At 68.0% G+C, this 14,351-nt stretch carries 16 protein-coding genes; 7 read left to right on the plus strand and 9 right to left on the minus strand.

Going from position 1 to position 14,351, the window contains the following annotated elements; genetic code table 11:
- The first annotated feature begins 8 nt into the window (after positions 1 to 8).
- From ACZLZQ_RS05060 to hisA, 3 genes are read left to right on the plus strand one after another with little or no spacing between them, the layout of a single operon-like run.
- The gene (locus ACZLZQ_RS05060; RefSeq protein ID WP_472948403.1) at positions 9 to 485 is read left to right on the plus strand and encodes a DUF2628 domain-containing protein; all 477 of its coding nucleotides are present in this window, start codon (positions 9 to 11) and stop codon (positions 483 to 485) included.
- Positions 485 to 1,141: an imidazole glycerol phosphate synthase subunit HisH gene (gene hisH / locus ACZLZQ_RS05065; protein ID WP_472948404.1), complete on the plus strand. Its 657-nt coding sequence runs from the start codon at positions 485 to 487 to the stop codon at positions 1,139 to 1,141. Before ACZLZQ_RS05060 ends, hisH begins: the two co-directional genes overlap by 1 nt.
- Positions 1,142 to 1,158: 17 nt before the next feature.
- Positions 1,159 to 1,890 (plus strand): 1-(5-phosphoribosyl)-5-[(5-phosphoribosylamino)methylideneamino]imidazole-4-carboxamide isomerase, encoded by a 732-nt coding sequence (gene hisA, locus ACZLZQ_RS05070; RefSeq protein WP_472948405.1) that lies wholly within the window; start codon positions 1,159 to 1,161, stop codon positions 1,888 to 1,890.
- 253 nt (positions 1,891 to 2,143) lie between these two features.
- On the opposite strand, the gene ACZLZQ_RS05075 is transcribed toward hisA, so the two are convergent.
- The 3 genes from ACZLZQ_RS05075 to ACZLZQ_RS05085 form a co-directional block, all read right to left on the minus strand.
- On the minus strand, positions 2,144 to 2,761 hold the full coding sequence (locus ACZLZQ_RS05075; RefSeq protein ID WP_472934227.1) for a ribonuclease D: 618 nt from the start codon (positions 2,759 to 2,761) through the stop codon (positions 2,144 to 2,146).
- A gap of 122 nt (positions 2,762 to 2,883) precedes the next feature.
- Positions 2,884 to 3,282 carry a PIN domain-containing protein gene (locus tag ACZLZQ_RS05080; protein WP_472948406.1) on the minus strand — a complete coding sequence of 133 codons (399 nt, stop codon included), beginning with the start codon at positions 3,280 to 3,282 and terminating at the stop codon, positions 2,884 to 2,886.
- Positions 3,282 to 3,521: a type II toxin-antitoxin system VapB family antitoxin gene (locus ACZLZQ_RS05085; RefSeq protein ID WP_472948407.1), complete on the minus strand. Its 240-nt coding sequence runs from the start codon at positions 3,519 to 3,521 to the stop codon at positions 3,282 to 3,284. Before ACZLZQ_RS05085 ends, ACZLZQ_RS05080 begins: the two co-directional genes overlap by 1 nt.
- 311 nt (positions 3,522 to 3,832) lie before the next feature.
- Here ACZLZQ_RS05085 and ppk2 point away from each other — a divergent pair, with 311 nt between their 5' ends.
- The 4 genes from ppk2 (at position 3,833) to denD (ending at position 7,848) form a co-directional block, all read left to right on the plus strand.
- The gene (gene ppk2 / locus ACZLZQ_RS05090; protein WP_472948457.1) at positions 3,833 to 4,657 is read left to right on the plus strand and encodes a polyphosphate kinase 2; all 825 of its coding nucleotides are present in this window, start codon (positions 3,833 to 3,835) and stop codon (positions 4,655 to 4,657) included.
- 12 nt (positions 4,658 to 4,669) lie between these two features.
- Positions 4,670 to 5,650, plus strand: a complete 981-nt coding sequence (locus ACZLZQ_RS05095) for a CorA family divalent cation transporter (protein WP_472948408.1) — start codon at positions 4,670 to 4,672, stop codon at positions 5,648 to 5,650.
- Between the two features lie 125 nt (positions 5,651 to 5,775).
- Positions 5,776 to 6,528 (plus strand): SDR family oxidoreductase, encoded by a 753-nt coding sequence (locus ACZLZQ_RS05100; RefSeq protein WP_472948409.1) that lies wholly within the window; start codon positions 5,776 to 5,778, stop codon positions 6,526 to 6,528.
- 339 nt (positions 6,529 to 6,867) lie between these two features.
- Positions 6,868 to 7,848 (plus strand): D-erythronate dehydrogenase, encoded by a 981-nt coding sequence (gene denD / locus ACZLZQ_RS05105; protein WP_472948410.1) that lies wholly within the window; start codon positions 6,868 to 6,870, stop codon positions 7,846 to 7,848.
- A gap of 151 nt (positions 7,849 to 7,999) precedes the next feature.
- Here the strand turns inward: denD and ACZLZQ_RS05110 are convergent, their stop codons facing one another.
- From ACZLZQ_RS05110 to ACZLZQ_RS05135, 6 genes are all read right to left on the minus strand, one after another.
- On the minus strand, positions 8,000 to 8,428 hold the full coding sequence (locus tag ACZLZQ_RS05110) for a PIN domain-containing protein (RefSeq protein ID WP_472934221.1): 429 nt from the start codon (positions 8,426 to 8,428) through the stop codon (positions 8,000 to 8,002).
- The gene (locus tag ACZLZQ_RS05115) at positions 8,425 to 8,769 is read right to left on the minus strand and encodes a FitA-like ribbon-helix-helix domain-containing protein (RefSeq protein WP_472948411.1); all 345 of its coding nucleotides are present in this window, start codon (positions 8,767 to 8,769) and stop codon (positions 8,425 to 8,427) included. Before ACZLZQ_RS05115 ends, ACZLZQ_RS05110 begins: the two co-directional genes overlap by 4 nt.
- A complete protein-coding gene (locus ACZLZQ_RS05120) occupies positions 8,745 to 10,304 on the minus strand; it encodes a UxaA family hydrolase (RefSeq protein ID WP_472948412.1) in 1,560 nt (519 codons plus the stop codon). Before ACZLZQ_RS05120 ends, ACZLZQ_RS05115 begins: the two co-directional genes overlap by 25 nt.
- A 346-nt stretch (positions 10,305 to 10,650) precedes the next feature.
- Positions 10,651 to 11,631: an ABC transporter permease gene (locus ACZLZQ_RS05125; protein WP_472948413.1), complete on the minus strand. Its 981-nt coding sequence runs from the start codon at positions 11,629 to 11,631 to the stop codon at positions 10,651 to 10,653.
- On the minus strand, positions 11,628 to 12,566 hold the full coding sequence (locus ACZLZQ_RS05130; protein WP_472948414.1) for an ABC transporter permease: 939 nt from the start codon (positions 12,564 to 12,566) through the stop codon (positions 11,628 to 11,630). The genes ACZLZQ_RS05125 and ACZLZQ_RS05130 overlap by 4 nt, the downstream gene beginning before the upstream one ends.
- Before the next feature lie 240 nt (positions 12,567 to 12,806).
- Positions 12,807 to 14,297 (minus strand): sugar ABC transporter ATP-binding protein, encoded by a 1,491-nt coding sequence (locus ACZLZQ_RS05135; protein ID WP_472948415.1) that lies wholly within the window; start codon positions 14,295 to 14,297, stop codon positions 12,807 to 12,809.
- Between the last annotated feature and the right edge of the window lie 54 nt (positions 14,298 to 14,351).

Consider the following 14,351-nt stretch of genomic DNA (forward strand, 5'->3'; position numbering starts at 1 on the left):
GGACGGGGATGGCACGCTACATCGTCTTCGAGCCGCCGGCAGGGATCGGCGAGGCGCCCGCCAAGAGCGAGCGGGCGGTGCTGGTGCGCGATGCGATGGCGAAGTGGGCGGTGCTGTTTCCCTTCCTCTGGCTGTTTCGCTACGGGCTGATTCTCGCGGGCCTCGTGGTGCTCGCCGCGGTGATCCTCCTCGGCCTTCTGTCCGATGTGCCGGGGCTCGGCGCCGCCGCCGCCGTTCTGCCGCTGGCGCTCGGCGTCCTCGTGGCGCTGGAGGGCCCGAGCCTGCGCGCCGGCCGGCTGCGACGCCGCGGCTTTCGCGAGGCCGCCGTGGTCGAGGCGGACGACGAGGACGAGGCCGCCATCCTTTACTATGCCGGCACGCCCCCGCCGACCGTCGCCGACGCGATCGCCGAGAGCCCCGGACCCGCCGCTCCCTTCGAGCGAGGCCGCGGCCGCAGCCTGCTCGACCCTGAAGGACTGAGATAATGCCCGAGACCCTTGCGATCATCGACTACGGCTCGGGCAATCTGCGCTCGGCGACGAAGGCCTTCGAACGCGCCGCCGCCGAGGCCGGGCTCGACACCGCCGTGGTGCTCACCGACGATCCCGAGACGGTGCGCGCCGCCGACCGCATCGTTCTGCCCGGCGTCGGCGCCTATGCCGACTGCCGCAGCGGCCTCGGCGCCGTCGAGGGCATGGTCGAGGCGCTGCGCGAGGCCGTCGAGGCAAAGGCCCGGCCCTTCCTCGGCATCTGCGTCGGCATGCAGCTGATGGCCGCGCGCGGGCTTGAGAAGACCATCACCGAGGGCCTCGGCTGGATCCCCGGCGACGTCGTGCCCATCGTCCCCGCCGACCCCGCGCTGAAAATCCCGCAGATCGGCTGGAACACGCTGACCGCCCACCGCCCGCACCCGCTGCTGGACGGTATTCCCACCGGCGAGACCGGCCTCCACGCCTATTTCGTCCACTCCTATCAGCTCGCCGCCGAGCACCCGGACGACGTCCTCGCCACCACCGACTACGGCGGCGCCGTCACCGCCATGGTGGTCCGCGACAACAAGGCTGGGACGCAATTCCACCCGGAGAAGAGCCAGACCCTCGGCCTCGCCCTCCTCACCAATTTCCTGCGGTGGAAGCCGTAAAGCCCGAAAGTCCCGATATGCCCATCCTCTTTCCCGCCATCGACCTGAAGGAAGGCGCCTGCGTGCGCCTGAAGCTCGGCGACATGGACCAAGCCACCGTCTACAACGCCGATCCCGCCGCCCAGGCGCGCGACTTCCGCGAGCTCGGCTTCAGCCATCTCCACGTCGTCGATCTCAACGGCGCCTTCGAGGGCCGGGCGGTGAACGGCGCGGCGGTGGAGGCGATCGTCGCCGCCGTGGGGTCGAAGATGAAAGTGCAGCTCGGCGGCGGCATCCGGACGCTTGCCGACATCGAGGCCTGGCTCGGCCGCGGCCTGTCGCGCGTCATCCTCGGCACCGTCGCGGTGCGCGATCCCGCGCTGGTGAAGGAAGCCGCGCGGCGCTTTCCCGGCCAGATCGCCGTCGGCATCGACGCCAAGGGCGGCAGAGTGGCGGTCGAGGGCTGGGCCGAGACCTCGGCGCTCTCGGTGACCGAGATGGCCCGGCGCTTCGAGGACGCGGGCGTTGCAGCCATCATCTACACCGACATCGACCGCGACGGCATTCTCGCCGGCATCAACTGGGACGCCACCATCGCCCTCGCCGACGCCGTCCGCATCCCCGTCATCGCCTCCGGCGGCCTCGCCTCGATGACCGACATCGAGCGGCTTGCCGCGCCGGACGCCGCCAAGCTCGAGGGCGCGATCTCCGGCCGCGCGCTGTACGACGGCCGGATCGACGTGCGCGAGGCGCTGCGGGTGCTGGCGTAGGGTCTTAAAACTTAGCGCCGTTACAGGCTGCCCTGTCGCTAACGGTTTCCGACCGAAAGGCGCCTGCGCTTGACGGTCGTCATCCTCGGCCGGAGGCCGGGGACCCATGCCGAGTCCGCCTGACCATGCTTTCGTTCAGAACCTCGGGAATGTCGACCCGATCGTGTTGTGTGAAGGCCTGGCATGGGTCCCCGGGGCTAAGGCCCCGAGGATGACGACCTGAGAGGTCGTGCCTCGCGTGGTCGGAAAGACCTCACGCCGAATGCGAGAAAATGTCCTCGTTGTCCCAGCCGAGCAAGTCGAGTTTCGCCCGGGTCGGCAGGTAGGCGAAGCTCGCCTTCGCGATCGCCAGGCGGTCGTCGCGCTCGAGGCGCTTGAGGAGCACGCCCATCATGTCGTGGAGATAGAGCACGTCGGAGGCGGCGTATTCCAGCTGGGCCTGGGTCAAGGTCTCGGCCGCCCAGTCCGAGGACTGCTGCTGCTTGGAGAGGTCGACGCCGACGAGCTCGCGCGCAAGATCCTTCAGGCCATGCCGGTCGGTATAGGTGCGGGTCAGGCGCGAGGCGATCTTGGTGCAGAACACCGGCTCGGTCATGGTGCCGAAAGCGTGGTAGAGCGCGGCGATGTCGAAGCGGGCATAGTGGAAGATCTTGGTCTTGGTCGGGTCGGCGAGGAGCTTGCAAAGGTTCGGCGCCTCGCGCTGGCCCTTGGCGATCTGGACGATGTCGGCGGTGCCGTCGCCCGGCGACAGCTGCACGACGCAGAGCCGGTCCCGCCTTGTGTCGAGGCCGAGCGTCTCGGTGTCGATGGCGACCGAGCCGGTGTAGCGGGCGAGGTCGGGAAGGTCGCCCTTGTGGACTCGGATGGTCATCGCGGTACCTCTCGGTGAAATCGGATCGGCGCCGGGTGGCGGCGGCCGGAAGCCTTCAGAACCGCAAACGCCCCGCCGGGTCAAGCCCGGCCGCCGGGCGGCTTCCGGACCGCCTGAGGGCGTCAGGCTGCCTCGATGTCCGTCCCCGCAAAACGCCCGCCCTTGTAGAGCAGTGGCACCCGGTAGTAGCGCGCGGCGGCATAGGCGAGGGCGTCAGCCGTCTCCAGCCCCGCCGGGCGGGCAGCGCTGCGGCCGTAGCGCGCAAGGGCGGCGACGGCGAGCGGCAAAGCCTGCACCGGCACCGCGACCGTCTGGATGCCCATCAGCTCGAGAAACCGCTTCACCTCAACCTCCGCCTCGTCGAGCGGTAAGCCGAGCACGGCCGCGAGGGCGACGACCGCCTCCAGCACCGCCGACGGCGAGGTCAGGCGCTTCGCCGAGGCCTGCAGCCGGGCGGCAAAGATCCGGGCCTCGTCCTCGTCGGTGAGCATGGCGATGAGCGCGGAGGCATCGACGAACATCAGCCTGCCGGATCCGGCGCCGGGCCATCGCTCTTGCCAGCTGCCTTGGCGGCAAGGCTGCGCGCCTTCAGCTCGCGGTAGAATCCGGCGGCGACATCCGGCAGCGAGGGTTTTGCCGCCTCCCGCATCAACGCCTCTTCCAGCGCCAGATGCACTGCCTCCGTCAGGCCTAGCTTCTTGAGGCTCGCATAGCGGCGGGCCAGTGCGTCGGTGTCGGGGTTCTTGATATGAAAGGGCATCGCACCATCGCTGCAATCTACACCCGGCGGTATAGCGGGCCAGCCCGGCATGTCTAGCCCGCGGCGATTGCAGGGGGTCCCAGCCGATTGCAGGCAAGGAGCGAGGAAGAGGCTAGGAGAGTTTCGCCCGGGCAGCAAGGCCTCCAGGGGAATCGAGGCACCGTCGCCGCCCGCTTGGCGTCACAAATCGGTAACAAAAAACCGCCATGGCTCAGAAAACCTGCCGGAGCGCTTCCATGGACGAACTCGCCGAGACCGCCGCCTTCTACGACCGCATCCGCGACGAGATCGCCGACTCCGTCGACGAAGAAATGGAGATGACGCTCGACGAGGAAAGCCTCGACGGCGTCGGCCATGGCCACTCGATGGACCGCCGGGTCTATTTCAAGGAACTGTTCCGCCTGCAGCGCGAACTGGTGAAGCTGCAGGACTGGGTGCAGGACCAGAAGCTGAAGGTCGTGGTGATCTTTGAGGGCCGCGATTCCGCCGGCAAGGGCGGCGCCATCAAGCGCATCACCCAGCGGCTGAACCCGCGGGTCTGCCGCGTCGTGGCGCTCCCCGCCCCGAGCGAGCGCGAGCGCAGCCAGTGGTATTTCCAGCGCTACGTGCCGCACCTGCCGGCGGCCGGCGAAATGGTGCTGTTCGACCGCTCCTGGTACAACCGCGCCGGCGTCGAGCGGGTGATGGGCTTCTGCACGGCCGAAGAGGTGGAGGATTTTTTCCGCACGGTGCCCGATTTCGAGCGCATGCTGGTGCGCTCGGGCATCATCCTCATCAAGTACTGGTTCTCGATCACCGACGAGGAGCAGGAATTCCGCTTCCACATGCGCATCAACGATCCGCTGAAGCAGTGGAAGCTCTCGCCGATGGACGTCGAATCGCGCCGCCGCTGGGAGGATTACACCCGTGCCAAGGAGGCCATGCTGCAGCGGACGCACATCGTCGAAGCGCCCTGGTGGGTGGTCGAGGCGGTCGACAAGAAGCGTGCGCGCCTCAACTGCATCGCCCATCTCCTGCAGCAGATCCCCTACCAGGACGTGGTGAAGCCGCCGGTGACGCTGCCGCCGCGCGAGCGGCACGACGACTATGTCCGCCACCCCGTGCCGGACGAGATGCACGTGCCCGAGCGCTACTAGCCGCGATCCCGCATGATGACGCCATCGGGCCTGATCTGGGGCGTCGACGCCGGCGATGTCGTCCTGCCGCTGGGCGAGGACAGCCTGGCGACGCTGCCCGCGCCGGCGCCGGGCGCGTTTCGCTGGCTGCACCTCAACATCGCCGACCAGTCGAGCTGCCGCTGGATCGAGGCAAACGGCGCCTTGCCGCTTCCCGTCAGCGAGCTTCTGCTGTCGCCCGACACGCACCAGCGGGCGCTGGTTGAGGCGGGATTTGTCGCGTGCGTCCTGCACGACGTCGAGGTCGATTTCGGCCATGGCGAGACCTCGCGCATGGGCGCGCTGCGCTTTGCGCTGTCGAATGACCTGATGGTCACCGCCCGCCACCACCCGCTGAATGCCGCCGACCTCGTCAAGCGGCGGATCGACCGGGGTCAGGCGCCGCGCGGGCCGGCGGCCGCGCTGGAACTGCTCCTCAGCGCCATTCTCGAGGTCGCCGGCAAGAATGCCGTGGCGCTGCAGACGACGGTCCAGACCAGCGAGGACGCCCTCCTCGCCGATGGCTGGCAGCCGGACCAGCGCACCCTCGTCGCCGTCCGCCGCAAGGCCGTGCAGCTGCACCGCCAGCTCTCGGGGATCAGGGCGGTGCTGCAGCGGCTGGAGGCTGACGAGGACCTGCCGGGTGCATTGCTGCCGGCGGTCGAAAAGCTTTCCCAGCGCACCGCTTCGCTCGATGCCGACGTGCTGGGCACTCAGACCGACCTCCGGCTGCTGCGCGACGAACTGGACCTGCAGGCGGCGCAGCGCACCAACCGCAACCTCTACGTCCTCTCGATCCTCTCCGCTCTGCTGCTGCCGGCGACGCTCGTCACCGGTTTCTTCGGCATGAACACCGGCGGCTTCCCGCTGGCGCAGTCGTCCTGGGGCACGTTCGTCGCCGGGCTGATCGCCCTCGGCTCGGCCGCCGCTGTCTATGTCTGGCTCCGCCGCAAGGGCTTTCTCGGCGGCGAATAGGCGCGGCCGGGGGCACTAGAGATACCGCCGCGGCAACTGGTATCCCAGCTGAAAACCTGTATAGCTCGCGGTCGAGAACCGGGCGCGGAGGCGCCGGGCAAGCCATGCGCAGCGGGAGAGAAGAGATGGCGGGACGGCTCCAGGGAAAGATCGCGGTCTGCACGGCCGCCGGCCAGGGCATCGGCCGCCAGGTCGTCGAAACCTTCCTGGCCGAGGGCGCGACCGTTCACGCCAGCGACCTCGACGTGGCCAAGCTGAAAGGGCTGGAGGCTTTCGGCACGGTCGAGACCGCGCAGCTCGACGTCACCAATTCGGCCGCTGTTGCCGCCTATGCCGCCGGGCTGCCGACGCCCGACATCCTGTTCAACTGCGCCGGCTACGTCCACCACGGCACCATCCTCGACTGCACTGAAAAGGACTGGGACTTCTCCTTCGACCTCAACGTCAAGGCGATGCACCGGATGATCTCCGGCCTCCTGCCGCGCATGCTGGAGAACGGCGGCGGCTCTATCATCAACATCTCCTCCGCCGCCTCGACGATCAAGGGCGCCGAGAACCGCTACGCCTACATGGCCTCGAAGGCCGCGGTGCTCGGCCTCACGCGCTCGATCGCCATCGACTTCGTCAAGCGCGGCATCCGCTGCAACGCCATCTGCCCCGGCACGATCGAATCGCCCTCGCTCGGCGAGCGCATGGACACGCTCGGCGCGAAAATCGGCGGCCGCGACAAGGCCGAGGAGCTGTTCATCTCCCGCCAGCCGATGGGCCGCCTCGGCAAGCCGGCGGAGATCGCGGCGCTGGCGCTGTACCTTGCGTCGGATGAAAGCGCGTTCACCACCGGCACGATGCAGGTGATCGACGGCGGCTGGACGCTGTAGGGCTCGCGGGGACGAGGGCGACGGCGACGGCGACGGAACATCGCGCCGTACGCGAAATAGTCGCATCGCTTAAGAGCTCAGAGCCCTAAACGCAGAACGCGACGCCCAAACTTCGTCATCCCGGACTTGATCCGGGATCCATTCCAAATCGCTTAACATGCCCCAGGGCGGTGGACCTTCCGATATTCTGAACCGGAGTGCGCCTGACGCGCGGAGGAATGGATCCCGGGTCAAGCCCGGGATGACGAAATTGAAAGGGCTCGACCTCGTCTTTCAAGAGGGACGCAGCTCTCAAACAAACGGCGCCTTGCCAAAAACAAGCATACCAGGGAGGACTACATGCGCATTCTGATACTCGGCGCCGCCGGCATGGTCGGGCACAAGCTGACCGAGCGCCTCGTCGCCGAGGGCAAGGTCGGCGATAGCGCGATCACCGCCCTCGACCTCTTCGATGTCGTCGAGGCCACCGTCGCCGCCGACGAGAAGACCATTGCGATCACCCGCAGCGCCGGTGACATCGCTGACAAGGCGACCGTCGAGGCGCTTGTCGCCAAAAAGCCCGACCTCATCTTCCACCTCGCCTCCATCGTCTCCGGCGAGGCCGAGGAGAATTTCGAGAAGGGGTACCGGATCAACCTCGACGGCATGACCCACCTCCTCGAGGCGATCCGCCTGACCGGGGGCGGCTACAAGCCAAGGCTCGTCTTCACCTCCTCGATCGCGGTGTTCGGCACGCCGTTCGAGGACAAGATCTCCGACACCTTCCTCACGGCGCCGCTGACCAGCTACGGCACCCAGAAGGCGATCTGCGAACTGCTGCTCGCCGACTATTCCCGCAAGGGTTTCCTCGACGGCATCGGCATCCGCCTGCCGACCATCATCGTGCGCCCCGGCAAGCCCAACAAGGCCGCGTCCGGCTTCTTCTCCGGCATCATCCGCGAGCCGCTGGCGGGCCAGGAAGCGATCCTGCCGGTCGGCGACGACGTCCGCCACTGGGCCGCAAGCCCTGCCTCGGCGGTCGGCTTCCTGATGCATGCAGCAACCCTCGATACCGCCCCGCTCGGCGCCCGCCGCTCGCTCACCATGCCCGGCCTCTCCGTCACCGTCGGCGAGATGCTGGAGACGCTGCGCCAAGTCGCCGGCGACGACGTCGTCGCCCGCGTGAAGCGCGTGCCGGACGAGAAGATCGCCACCATCGTCGCCGGCTGGGCCCGCGACTTCGACCCGGCGCGCGCGCTCTCGCTCGGCTTCACCGCCGATGCTGATTTCGCCTCGATCATCCGCGCGCATATGGCGGACGAGGCGAAGAAGGCGGGCTGAGCGGCGAGCGGCCGGGCCTGACCATTATCCTCGGGGCTCGGCCCCGGGGATCCGCCATCAAACCACGGGGTATGCCCCCGCACGCCTGCTTCTGGCGCGAGTGCCTCGCGGAGACGGCGAGGAAGGCTTGCCCTTGCCGGCTCGCCCACCGCTAATCCCTGTCGGCAATCCACGGATTGATCACGGGAATCCCCGCCGTCTGGAACGGCAGACTGTCCCGGGTCGCCACCGGACATCCAAAAACTTCTGCGATCGCTGCCACCTGGCCATCGGCGACGGATATCGGCCGTCCGAGGTGACGGCAACGGGCGGCCACCCGCGCATAGGCCTTTGCGGCTTCGCCATCGAACGGCAGAATGCGCTGGGGAAAGAGGCGGTAGAGCAGGATCGCCAGATCGGCATCGAGCGCCCCGCGCCGACGATCCGGCGGCAGGATTTCGATACCGAGCAGCAGTTTGGACAGGCTGGTGGTCGTCAGGAACAGCGTTCCCGGACTTTGCAGATCGAGCCATGCCTGAACGGCTGGATCAGCCTGCGGCCGCATCGGCTCGAGGACGACACTGGTATCGAGAAGGATCACCCGAAAATGGCTTGTTCGGCGCCCGGAGGGTCACGCCGGACCTCCAGTTCGAGACCGCCGAACCGGCGCCCGAAAGCGGCGATTTCCGATCCGATCAACGGGGCAGCGTCGAGGCGCAGCGCCTCGTCCAGGATCCTGCGGATTTCGGCATCCGTGCTGGTGCCGTTCTGTTCCGCGCGCTGCAACAAGGCCTGCCGCGTCTCGTGCGGCAAGGCCAGGATCTTAAAAGCAGGCAAGGCGGCCTCCCTTCGGTGATACGCGGCGAGCCTACCAGCCCGCCGGCGCAAAATCATCGCCGAGTTCTGCAGCCGCCTGATTACATCGTCGCCCCGATCTGCCACGGCACGAACTCGAAATCGCCGAGCCCCTGCGCTTCAGACTTCGACATCTCGCCCGAGGCCACACGGATGATCAGGTCGTAGATCTCCCGGCCGGACTGCTCGATGGTGAGGCCTTCCGAGACGATGCGGCCGGAATCGACGTCCATGTCCTCGACCATGCGGCGGTACATCTCGGTGTTCGTGGCGATCTTGATCGACGGTGCCGGCTTGTAGCCGGCGGCCGAGCCGCGGCCGGTGGTGAAGGCGATCATGTTGCAGCCCGACGCGATCTGGCCGGTGACCGAGGCCGGGTCGTAGCCCGGCGAGTCCATGAACACGAAGCCGCGCGCGGTGATCGGCTCGCCGTATTTGTAGACGCCCATCAGCGGCGAGGTGCCACCCTTGGCGGCGGCGCCCAGCGACTTCTCGAGGATGGTGGTGAGGCCGCCCTTCTTGTTGCCGGGGCTCGGATTGTTGTCCATCGAGCCCTTGTTGCGCGCAGTGTAGTCCTCCCACCAGGTGATCAGCCTGGTCAGTTTCTCGCCGGTCTTGTGGTCGATGGCGCGGCGGGTGAGGAGATGCTCGGCGCCGTAGATCTCCGGGGTCTCCGACAGGACGCCGGTGCCGCCCTGGGCGACGAGCAGGTCGCAGGCATAGCCGAGCGCCGGGTTGGCGGTGATGCCCGACCAGGCGTCGGAGCCACCGCATTGCAGCCCGACCATGATCTCCGAGACCGGGCAAGGCGTCCGCTTGACCTCATTGGCAAGCGGCAACATGGCGCGCACCTTGGCGATGCCGACCTCGACGGTCTGCCGGAGGCCAGCGACGTCCTGGATGTTCATGGCGTGGAACATCGGGCCCTTCTCGATGCCGTTCGCCTCGAGCAGCCAGTCGATCTGGTTGACCTCGCAGCCGAGCCCGACCATCAGGACGCCCGCAACGTTCGGGTGCCGCGCATAGCCCCACATCACCCGCTGCAGCGCGTCGAACCCCTCGCCATCGCCCGCCATGCCGCAGCCGGTGCCGTGCACGAAGGCGGTGACGCCGTCGACGTTCGGGTAGGCGGCAAGTTCCTCCGGCCCGAAGGCGGCGGCGATCTTGCGCGCGGCGGTCGCCGAGCAGTTCACCGAGGTGAGGATCGCGATGGTGTTGCGCGTGCCGACGGTGCCGTTGGCGCGGCGGTAGCCCATGAAGGTGTCGCGCAGGGGCTCCGGCACCATCGTGACGCGCCGCAGGTCGGTCGAGAACTCGTAGGCGTGCTCGGTGTTGCGGAACTCGGTGTTCTGGACGTGCACGTGCTCGCCCGGCTCGATGTCGCGCGAGGCGTAGCCGATGATCTGCGCGTACTTCACGATCGCCTCGCCGGCCGGGATGAACCGCGTCGCGACCTTATGCCCGCGCGGGATCATGATGCGCGTGGTGACATGCTCGGCCGCGCCGATCGTGGCGCCGTTGAGCGCGGGAGTCGCCTCGGTCTCCACCGGCACGCCGGCTTCGAGCGAGCGCAGCGCGGTGACGACGTTGTCGGCGAGGTCGAGGCGGACGGTGTTGGCCATGGCGAGGTTCGTTTCAGTTGGAGGTCAGGTGTCAGGTGTCGTGGCGGTGTTGGTGTTGGTGTTGGTGTTGGTGTGGTTGTCGTTTGCTTCGCGGCGCTTCCATCGCGATGCAACCTTGAAAGTTCGTCATCCCGGCCTTGAGCCGGGATCCATTCCTCATACGTCGGCGATGTTGCCATTCCGCGGCGGTCTTCCTCGACCGATTTGGAATGGATCCCGGCTCAAGGCCGGGATGACGAAGCTCAGGGGTCATTGTCTCACGTGAAACATTTCCCGTCGCAACACTCGCACCTCACGTCTCGTGAGCCACGCCCATCATCAGCCCTAGCCATACCGAGCCCGCCCATCACCCGCGCCCGCTCTTCGGCCCGCCCGCCAGCGTGATCACCCCGATGATGATCAGCCCTGTCAAAATCTGCCGCACGCCCGCCCCAACGCCGAACGTGTTCAACATGGTGACGAGGAGGTAGAGGAACAACGCGGCGCCCCAGAGGCCGGAGACGTTGGAGAAGCCGCCGGCCACCGCCGAGCCGCCGACCACCACAACGGCGATCGAGGCGAGGAGGTATTCCTCGCCCATGTTGAGCGACGCGCCGCCGGAGAAGCCGGCGAGCAGCGTGCCGCACAGCGCGGCGAGCATGGCCGACAGGGCGTAGGTCGCAAAGCGCATCCAGTCGACGCGCACGCCGGCAAGGCTTGCTGCGCGGATGTTCTGGCCGATCGCGGCGACCGAGCGGCCGTAGACGGTGCGGTGCAGGATGACGGCCATCACCACGCTGAGGAGGATGGCAAGGATCGCGACGATCGGCAGGCCGAACACGCGGCCGGTCGCGGCCTCGGCGAGCAGCGGCGGCGGCTTGATCATCAGCCCGCGGCCATAGGCGATCGCCAGCGACTGGATGATGAAGCTCGACGACAGCGTCGCGATGATCGGCGGTATTTTGAGCGCCCGGATGAGGAGGTAGTTGAAGCAGCCGATGAGGAAGCCGGTACCGAGCGCGGCGCCGAGACCGAGGAGGATCGCCGAGTTCTGCCCCTCCATCAGCTTCATCGCCACCGCGCCGGTGAAGGCGATGGTCGAGGGGACCGACAGGTCGATATTGCCGGGCCCGGTGGTGATGACGAACATCTGGCCGATTCCGACGATGACGTAGAAGGCGCCGAAGGTCAGCGCCGCCGTCATGATCTCCGGCCCGCCGCGCCCCTCGTTGACGACGAGCGTCACGATGAAGATCGCGGCCGCGCCGAGGAAGGAGAACAGCCAGGGCATGCGCCGGCCGATCGACCGCTTGGCCGGCACGGGAAGGGCTTGTGTCTCGGCGCTCATGCCTCGCGGGCCTCCAGCTGGTTGACGAGGCTGCGCAGCGCCAGCACCGCGATCAGCATCACGCCCTGCGCGCCGATCTGCCAGTCCGGCGAGATCCGCATGAAGGAGAGCAGCGAGCCGACCAGCGCCAGCGTCAGCGCGCCGAGCACGGCGCCGATCGGCGAGACGCGTCCGCCGGTGAACTCGGCCCCGCCGAGAATCGCGCCGGCGATCGAGAACAGGGTGTAGCGCAGCGCGATGTTGGCATCGGCCGAGCTCGTGGTGCCGACCAGCACGAGGCCCGAGAGCACGCCGAAGAAGCCCGACAGCGCGTACATCGTGACCTTCACCCGCAGCAGCGACCAGCCGGCCCGGCCGACCGCCTGGGCATTGCCGCCGGCGCCCCGCAACACGACGCCGGCCGCCGAGCGCATCAGCCCGACATGCACGATCACCGCCAGAAGCGCCGCGCCGACGATCGCCAGCGGCACATAGGGCGTCTTGAACTTGACGATCGCCGTCAGCCAGTCCGGCGCATGGCCGCCGGGGCTCGGCAGGATCAGGACGGCGCAGCCGAGCCAGACGAAGGACATGCCGAGCGTCACGACGATCGAGGGCAAGTTGCGGAGGTGGATCAGCGCGCCGAGGCCGGCATAGATGCCGATGCAGACGATGAGCGCGGCGACGCCGAGGAGCGGCGTGTCGTTCAACCAAGTCGCGGCGATGCAGGCGACCAGCGAGACGAAGCCGCCGATCGAGAGATCGAGGTCGTTCACCGTCAGGATGAACAGCTGGGCGATCGTGGCGAGCGCGATCGGCAGCGCGAGGTTCAGCATCAGGTTGAGGCCGACATAGCTCATCGCCCGCGGCTGAATGACGAAGATCGCGGCGAGCAGCACGGCGAAGGAGAGCGCCGGCACGGCGGAGCGCAAGGCGCGGGAGGAGAAGAGGGTCATGCGGGGGTTCCGAGCGTTCCGGCAAGAGCGGGCGGGAGGGCGTCGGCCGGCGATGGCGCGCGGCACCCCCCTCTGCCTGCCGGCATCTCCCCCTCAAGGGGGGAGATCGGGCGCGTTACCGACTGCGACCTTTCCGGAAGAGCCGATCTCCCCCCTTGAGGGGGAGATGTCCGGCAGGACAGAGGGGTGTGCGTGCGTCCCTTCGGGCAGCAGGTGCCGAATGCCGATGACGAGAAGACCTCACGCATCCGCCGTCTCCTCCAGGAACGAGCTCTGCAGCACCTTCTCCTCCGTCAGCTCGTCGGCGGAGAGATCCGCGACGATCTCGCCCTCGCGAAAAACGTAGACGTGGCCGCAGTTGAGGAGCTCGTCGAACTCGGTGGTGTACCAGAGGAAGGCGCGGCCCTTGTCCGCCTCCTCGCGGATGCGCTGGTAGACCTCGCGCTTGGTGCCGACGTCGACGCCGCGCATCGGGTCGTCCATGGCGATGATGTCGGCGTCGGACGCCAGCGCCCGCGCGAACAGCGCCTTCTGCTGGTTGCCGCCCGACAGCGTCAGGATGTTGTCGCCCATATCAGGCGTCTTGATCTGGAAGGTGTCGCGCCAGGTCTTTTCCATCGCCCGTTCGGCACTGCCGTCGATCAGTCCGAGCCGCGACAGGGCCGAAAGCGAGCGGATGGTGACGTTCTGGCCGATCGACCAGAGCGGGAAGACGCCGTCCGCCTGACGGTCGCCAGCGACGAAGGCGACTTTTCCGGTGACGTCGGCAAAGCGCGAGGACCGGCCCGACGCGTTCTGGATCAGCCGGAGAAGAGCCGTCTGGCCGTGGCCGGCGAGGCCCGCAAGGCCGATGATCTCGCCGGGAAAGAGTTCCAGCGCGCGGCCGTCGCGCTGTTTTGGCGAGCGCGCCTTCACGCAAGGGCTGCCGGTGCGCTTCACTTCCATGCGCGCAGGGCTTTCGCCCGCGTGCTTCTCCTCGGCGACATGGCCCATGGCGGCGACGAGGCCGGCGCGGTCGAAATCAGACGCCTTGCGCTCGGCGACGACGCGGCCGTCGCGCATCACGACGATGCGGTCGCAGGTGCCGAGGATGTCCGAGAGAATGTGCGAGATCAGGATGACGCTGCCGCCGCGCGCCGTGAAGCGGCGGATGTGGGCGAGCAGCTGCGCGGCGACGGAATGGTCGAGCGAGGAGGTCGGCTCGTCGAGGATCACCAGTCTCGGCTCGGTGTCCGTCGCGGTAAAATTCATCGCGATCTCGACCATCTGCCGCTGGCCGAGCGCGAGGTCGGCGATCAGCGCGTCCGGCCGGATGCCGTGGCCGGGGAAGATCTCGTCCAGCGTCGCCGCGATCAGCCGGCCGGCCGGGCCGCGCCAGCCGAAACCCTTCAGCGCGGGATGGCGCAGGCGGGTGTTCTCGGCGACCGAGAGGTTCGGGCAGAGCGACAGCTCCTGGAAGACGCAGCGCACGCCCGCGGCATGCGCGGCAGCGACCGAGAAACGCGCCACTTCAGGCGCGCCACCGGCTGCGAAGGTGCCGGCATCGTGCGTCAGCGTGCCGGCGAGGATCTGCATCAGCGTCGACTTGCCGGCCCCGTTATGGCCGACGAGCCCCAGCGCCTCGCCCGGCGCGACGACAAGATCGACACCCCCCAGGGCCCTGACGGCACCGAAGGATTTCGTGACGCCGGCCAGCGCGACGATGGGGGTGGCAGTCTGGGACAGGCTCATCAGGACGATATCTCATGGCGGAATGCGGCGGTGCCGCTTCGTTCTTCTCCCCGC

The organism is Mesocryomonas lacus (assembly GCF_055730105.2).

Excerpts from the sequence above, each read along its gene's own strand:
- ACZLZQ_RS05060 (WP_472948403.1), top strand. The coding sequence starts at position 9 with ATGGCACGCTACATCGTCTTCGAGCCGCCGGCAGGGATCGGCGAGGCG.
- hisH (WP_472948404.1), top strand. The coding sequence starts at position 485 with ATGCCCGAGACCCTTGCGATCATCGACTACGGCTCGGGCAATCTGCGC.
- hisA (WP_472948405.1), top strand. The coding sequence starts at position 1,159 with ATGCCCATCCTCTTTCCCGCCATCGACCTGAAGGAAGGCGCCTGCGTG.
- ACZLZQ_RS05075 (WP_472934227.1), bottom strand. The coding sequence starts at position 2,761 with ATGACCATCCGAGTCCACAAGGGCGACCTTCCCGACCTCGCCCGCTAC.
- ACZLZQ_RS05080 (WP_472948406.1), bottom strand. The coding sequence starts at position 3,282 with ATGTTCGTCGATGCCTCCGCGCTCATCGCCATGCTCACCGACGAGGAC.
- ACZLZQ_RS05085 (WP_472948407.1), bottom strand. The coding sequence starts at position 3,521 with ATGCCCTTTCATATCAAGAACCCCGACACCGACGCACTGGCCCGCCGC.
- ppk2 (WP_472948457.1), top strand. The coding sequence starts at position 3,833 with ATGGAGATGACGCTCGACGAGGAAAGCCTCGACGGCGTCGGCCATGGC.
- ACZLZQ_RS05095 (WP_472948408.1), top strand. The coding sequence starts at position 4,670 with ATGATGACGCCATCGGGCCTGATCTGGGGCGTCGACGCCGGCGATGTC.
- ACZLZQ_RS05100 (WP_472948409.1), top strand. The coding sequence starts at position 5,776 with ATGGCGGGACGGCTCCAGGGAAAGATCGCGGTCTGCACGGCCGCCGGC.
- denD (WP_472948410.1), top strand. The coding sequence starts at position 6,868 with ATGCGCATTCTGATACTCGGCGCCGCCGGCATGGTCGGGCACAAGCTG.
- ACZLZQ_RS05120 (WP_472948412.1), bottom strand. The coding sequence starts at position 10,304 with ATGGCCAACACCGTCCGCCTCGACCTCGCCGACAACGTCGTCACCGCG.
- ACZLZQ_RS05125 (WP_472948413.1), bottom strand. The coding sequence starts at position 11,631 with ATGAGCGCCGAGACACAAGCCCTTCCCGTGCCGGCCAAGCGGTCGATC.
- ACZLZQ_RS05130 (WP_472948414.1), bottom strand. The coding sequence starts at position 12,566 with ATGACCCTCTTCTCCTCCCGCGCCTTGCGCTCCGCCGTGCCGGCGCTC.
- ACZLZQ_RS05135 (WP_472948415.1), bottom strand. The coding sequence starts at position 14,297 with ATGAGCCTGTCCCAGACTGCCACCCCCATCGTCGCGCTGGCCGGCGTC.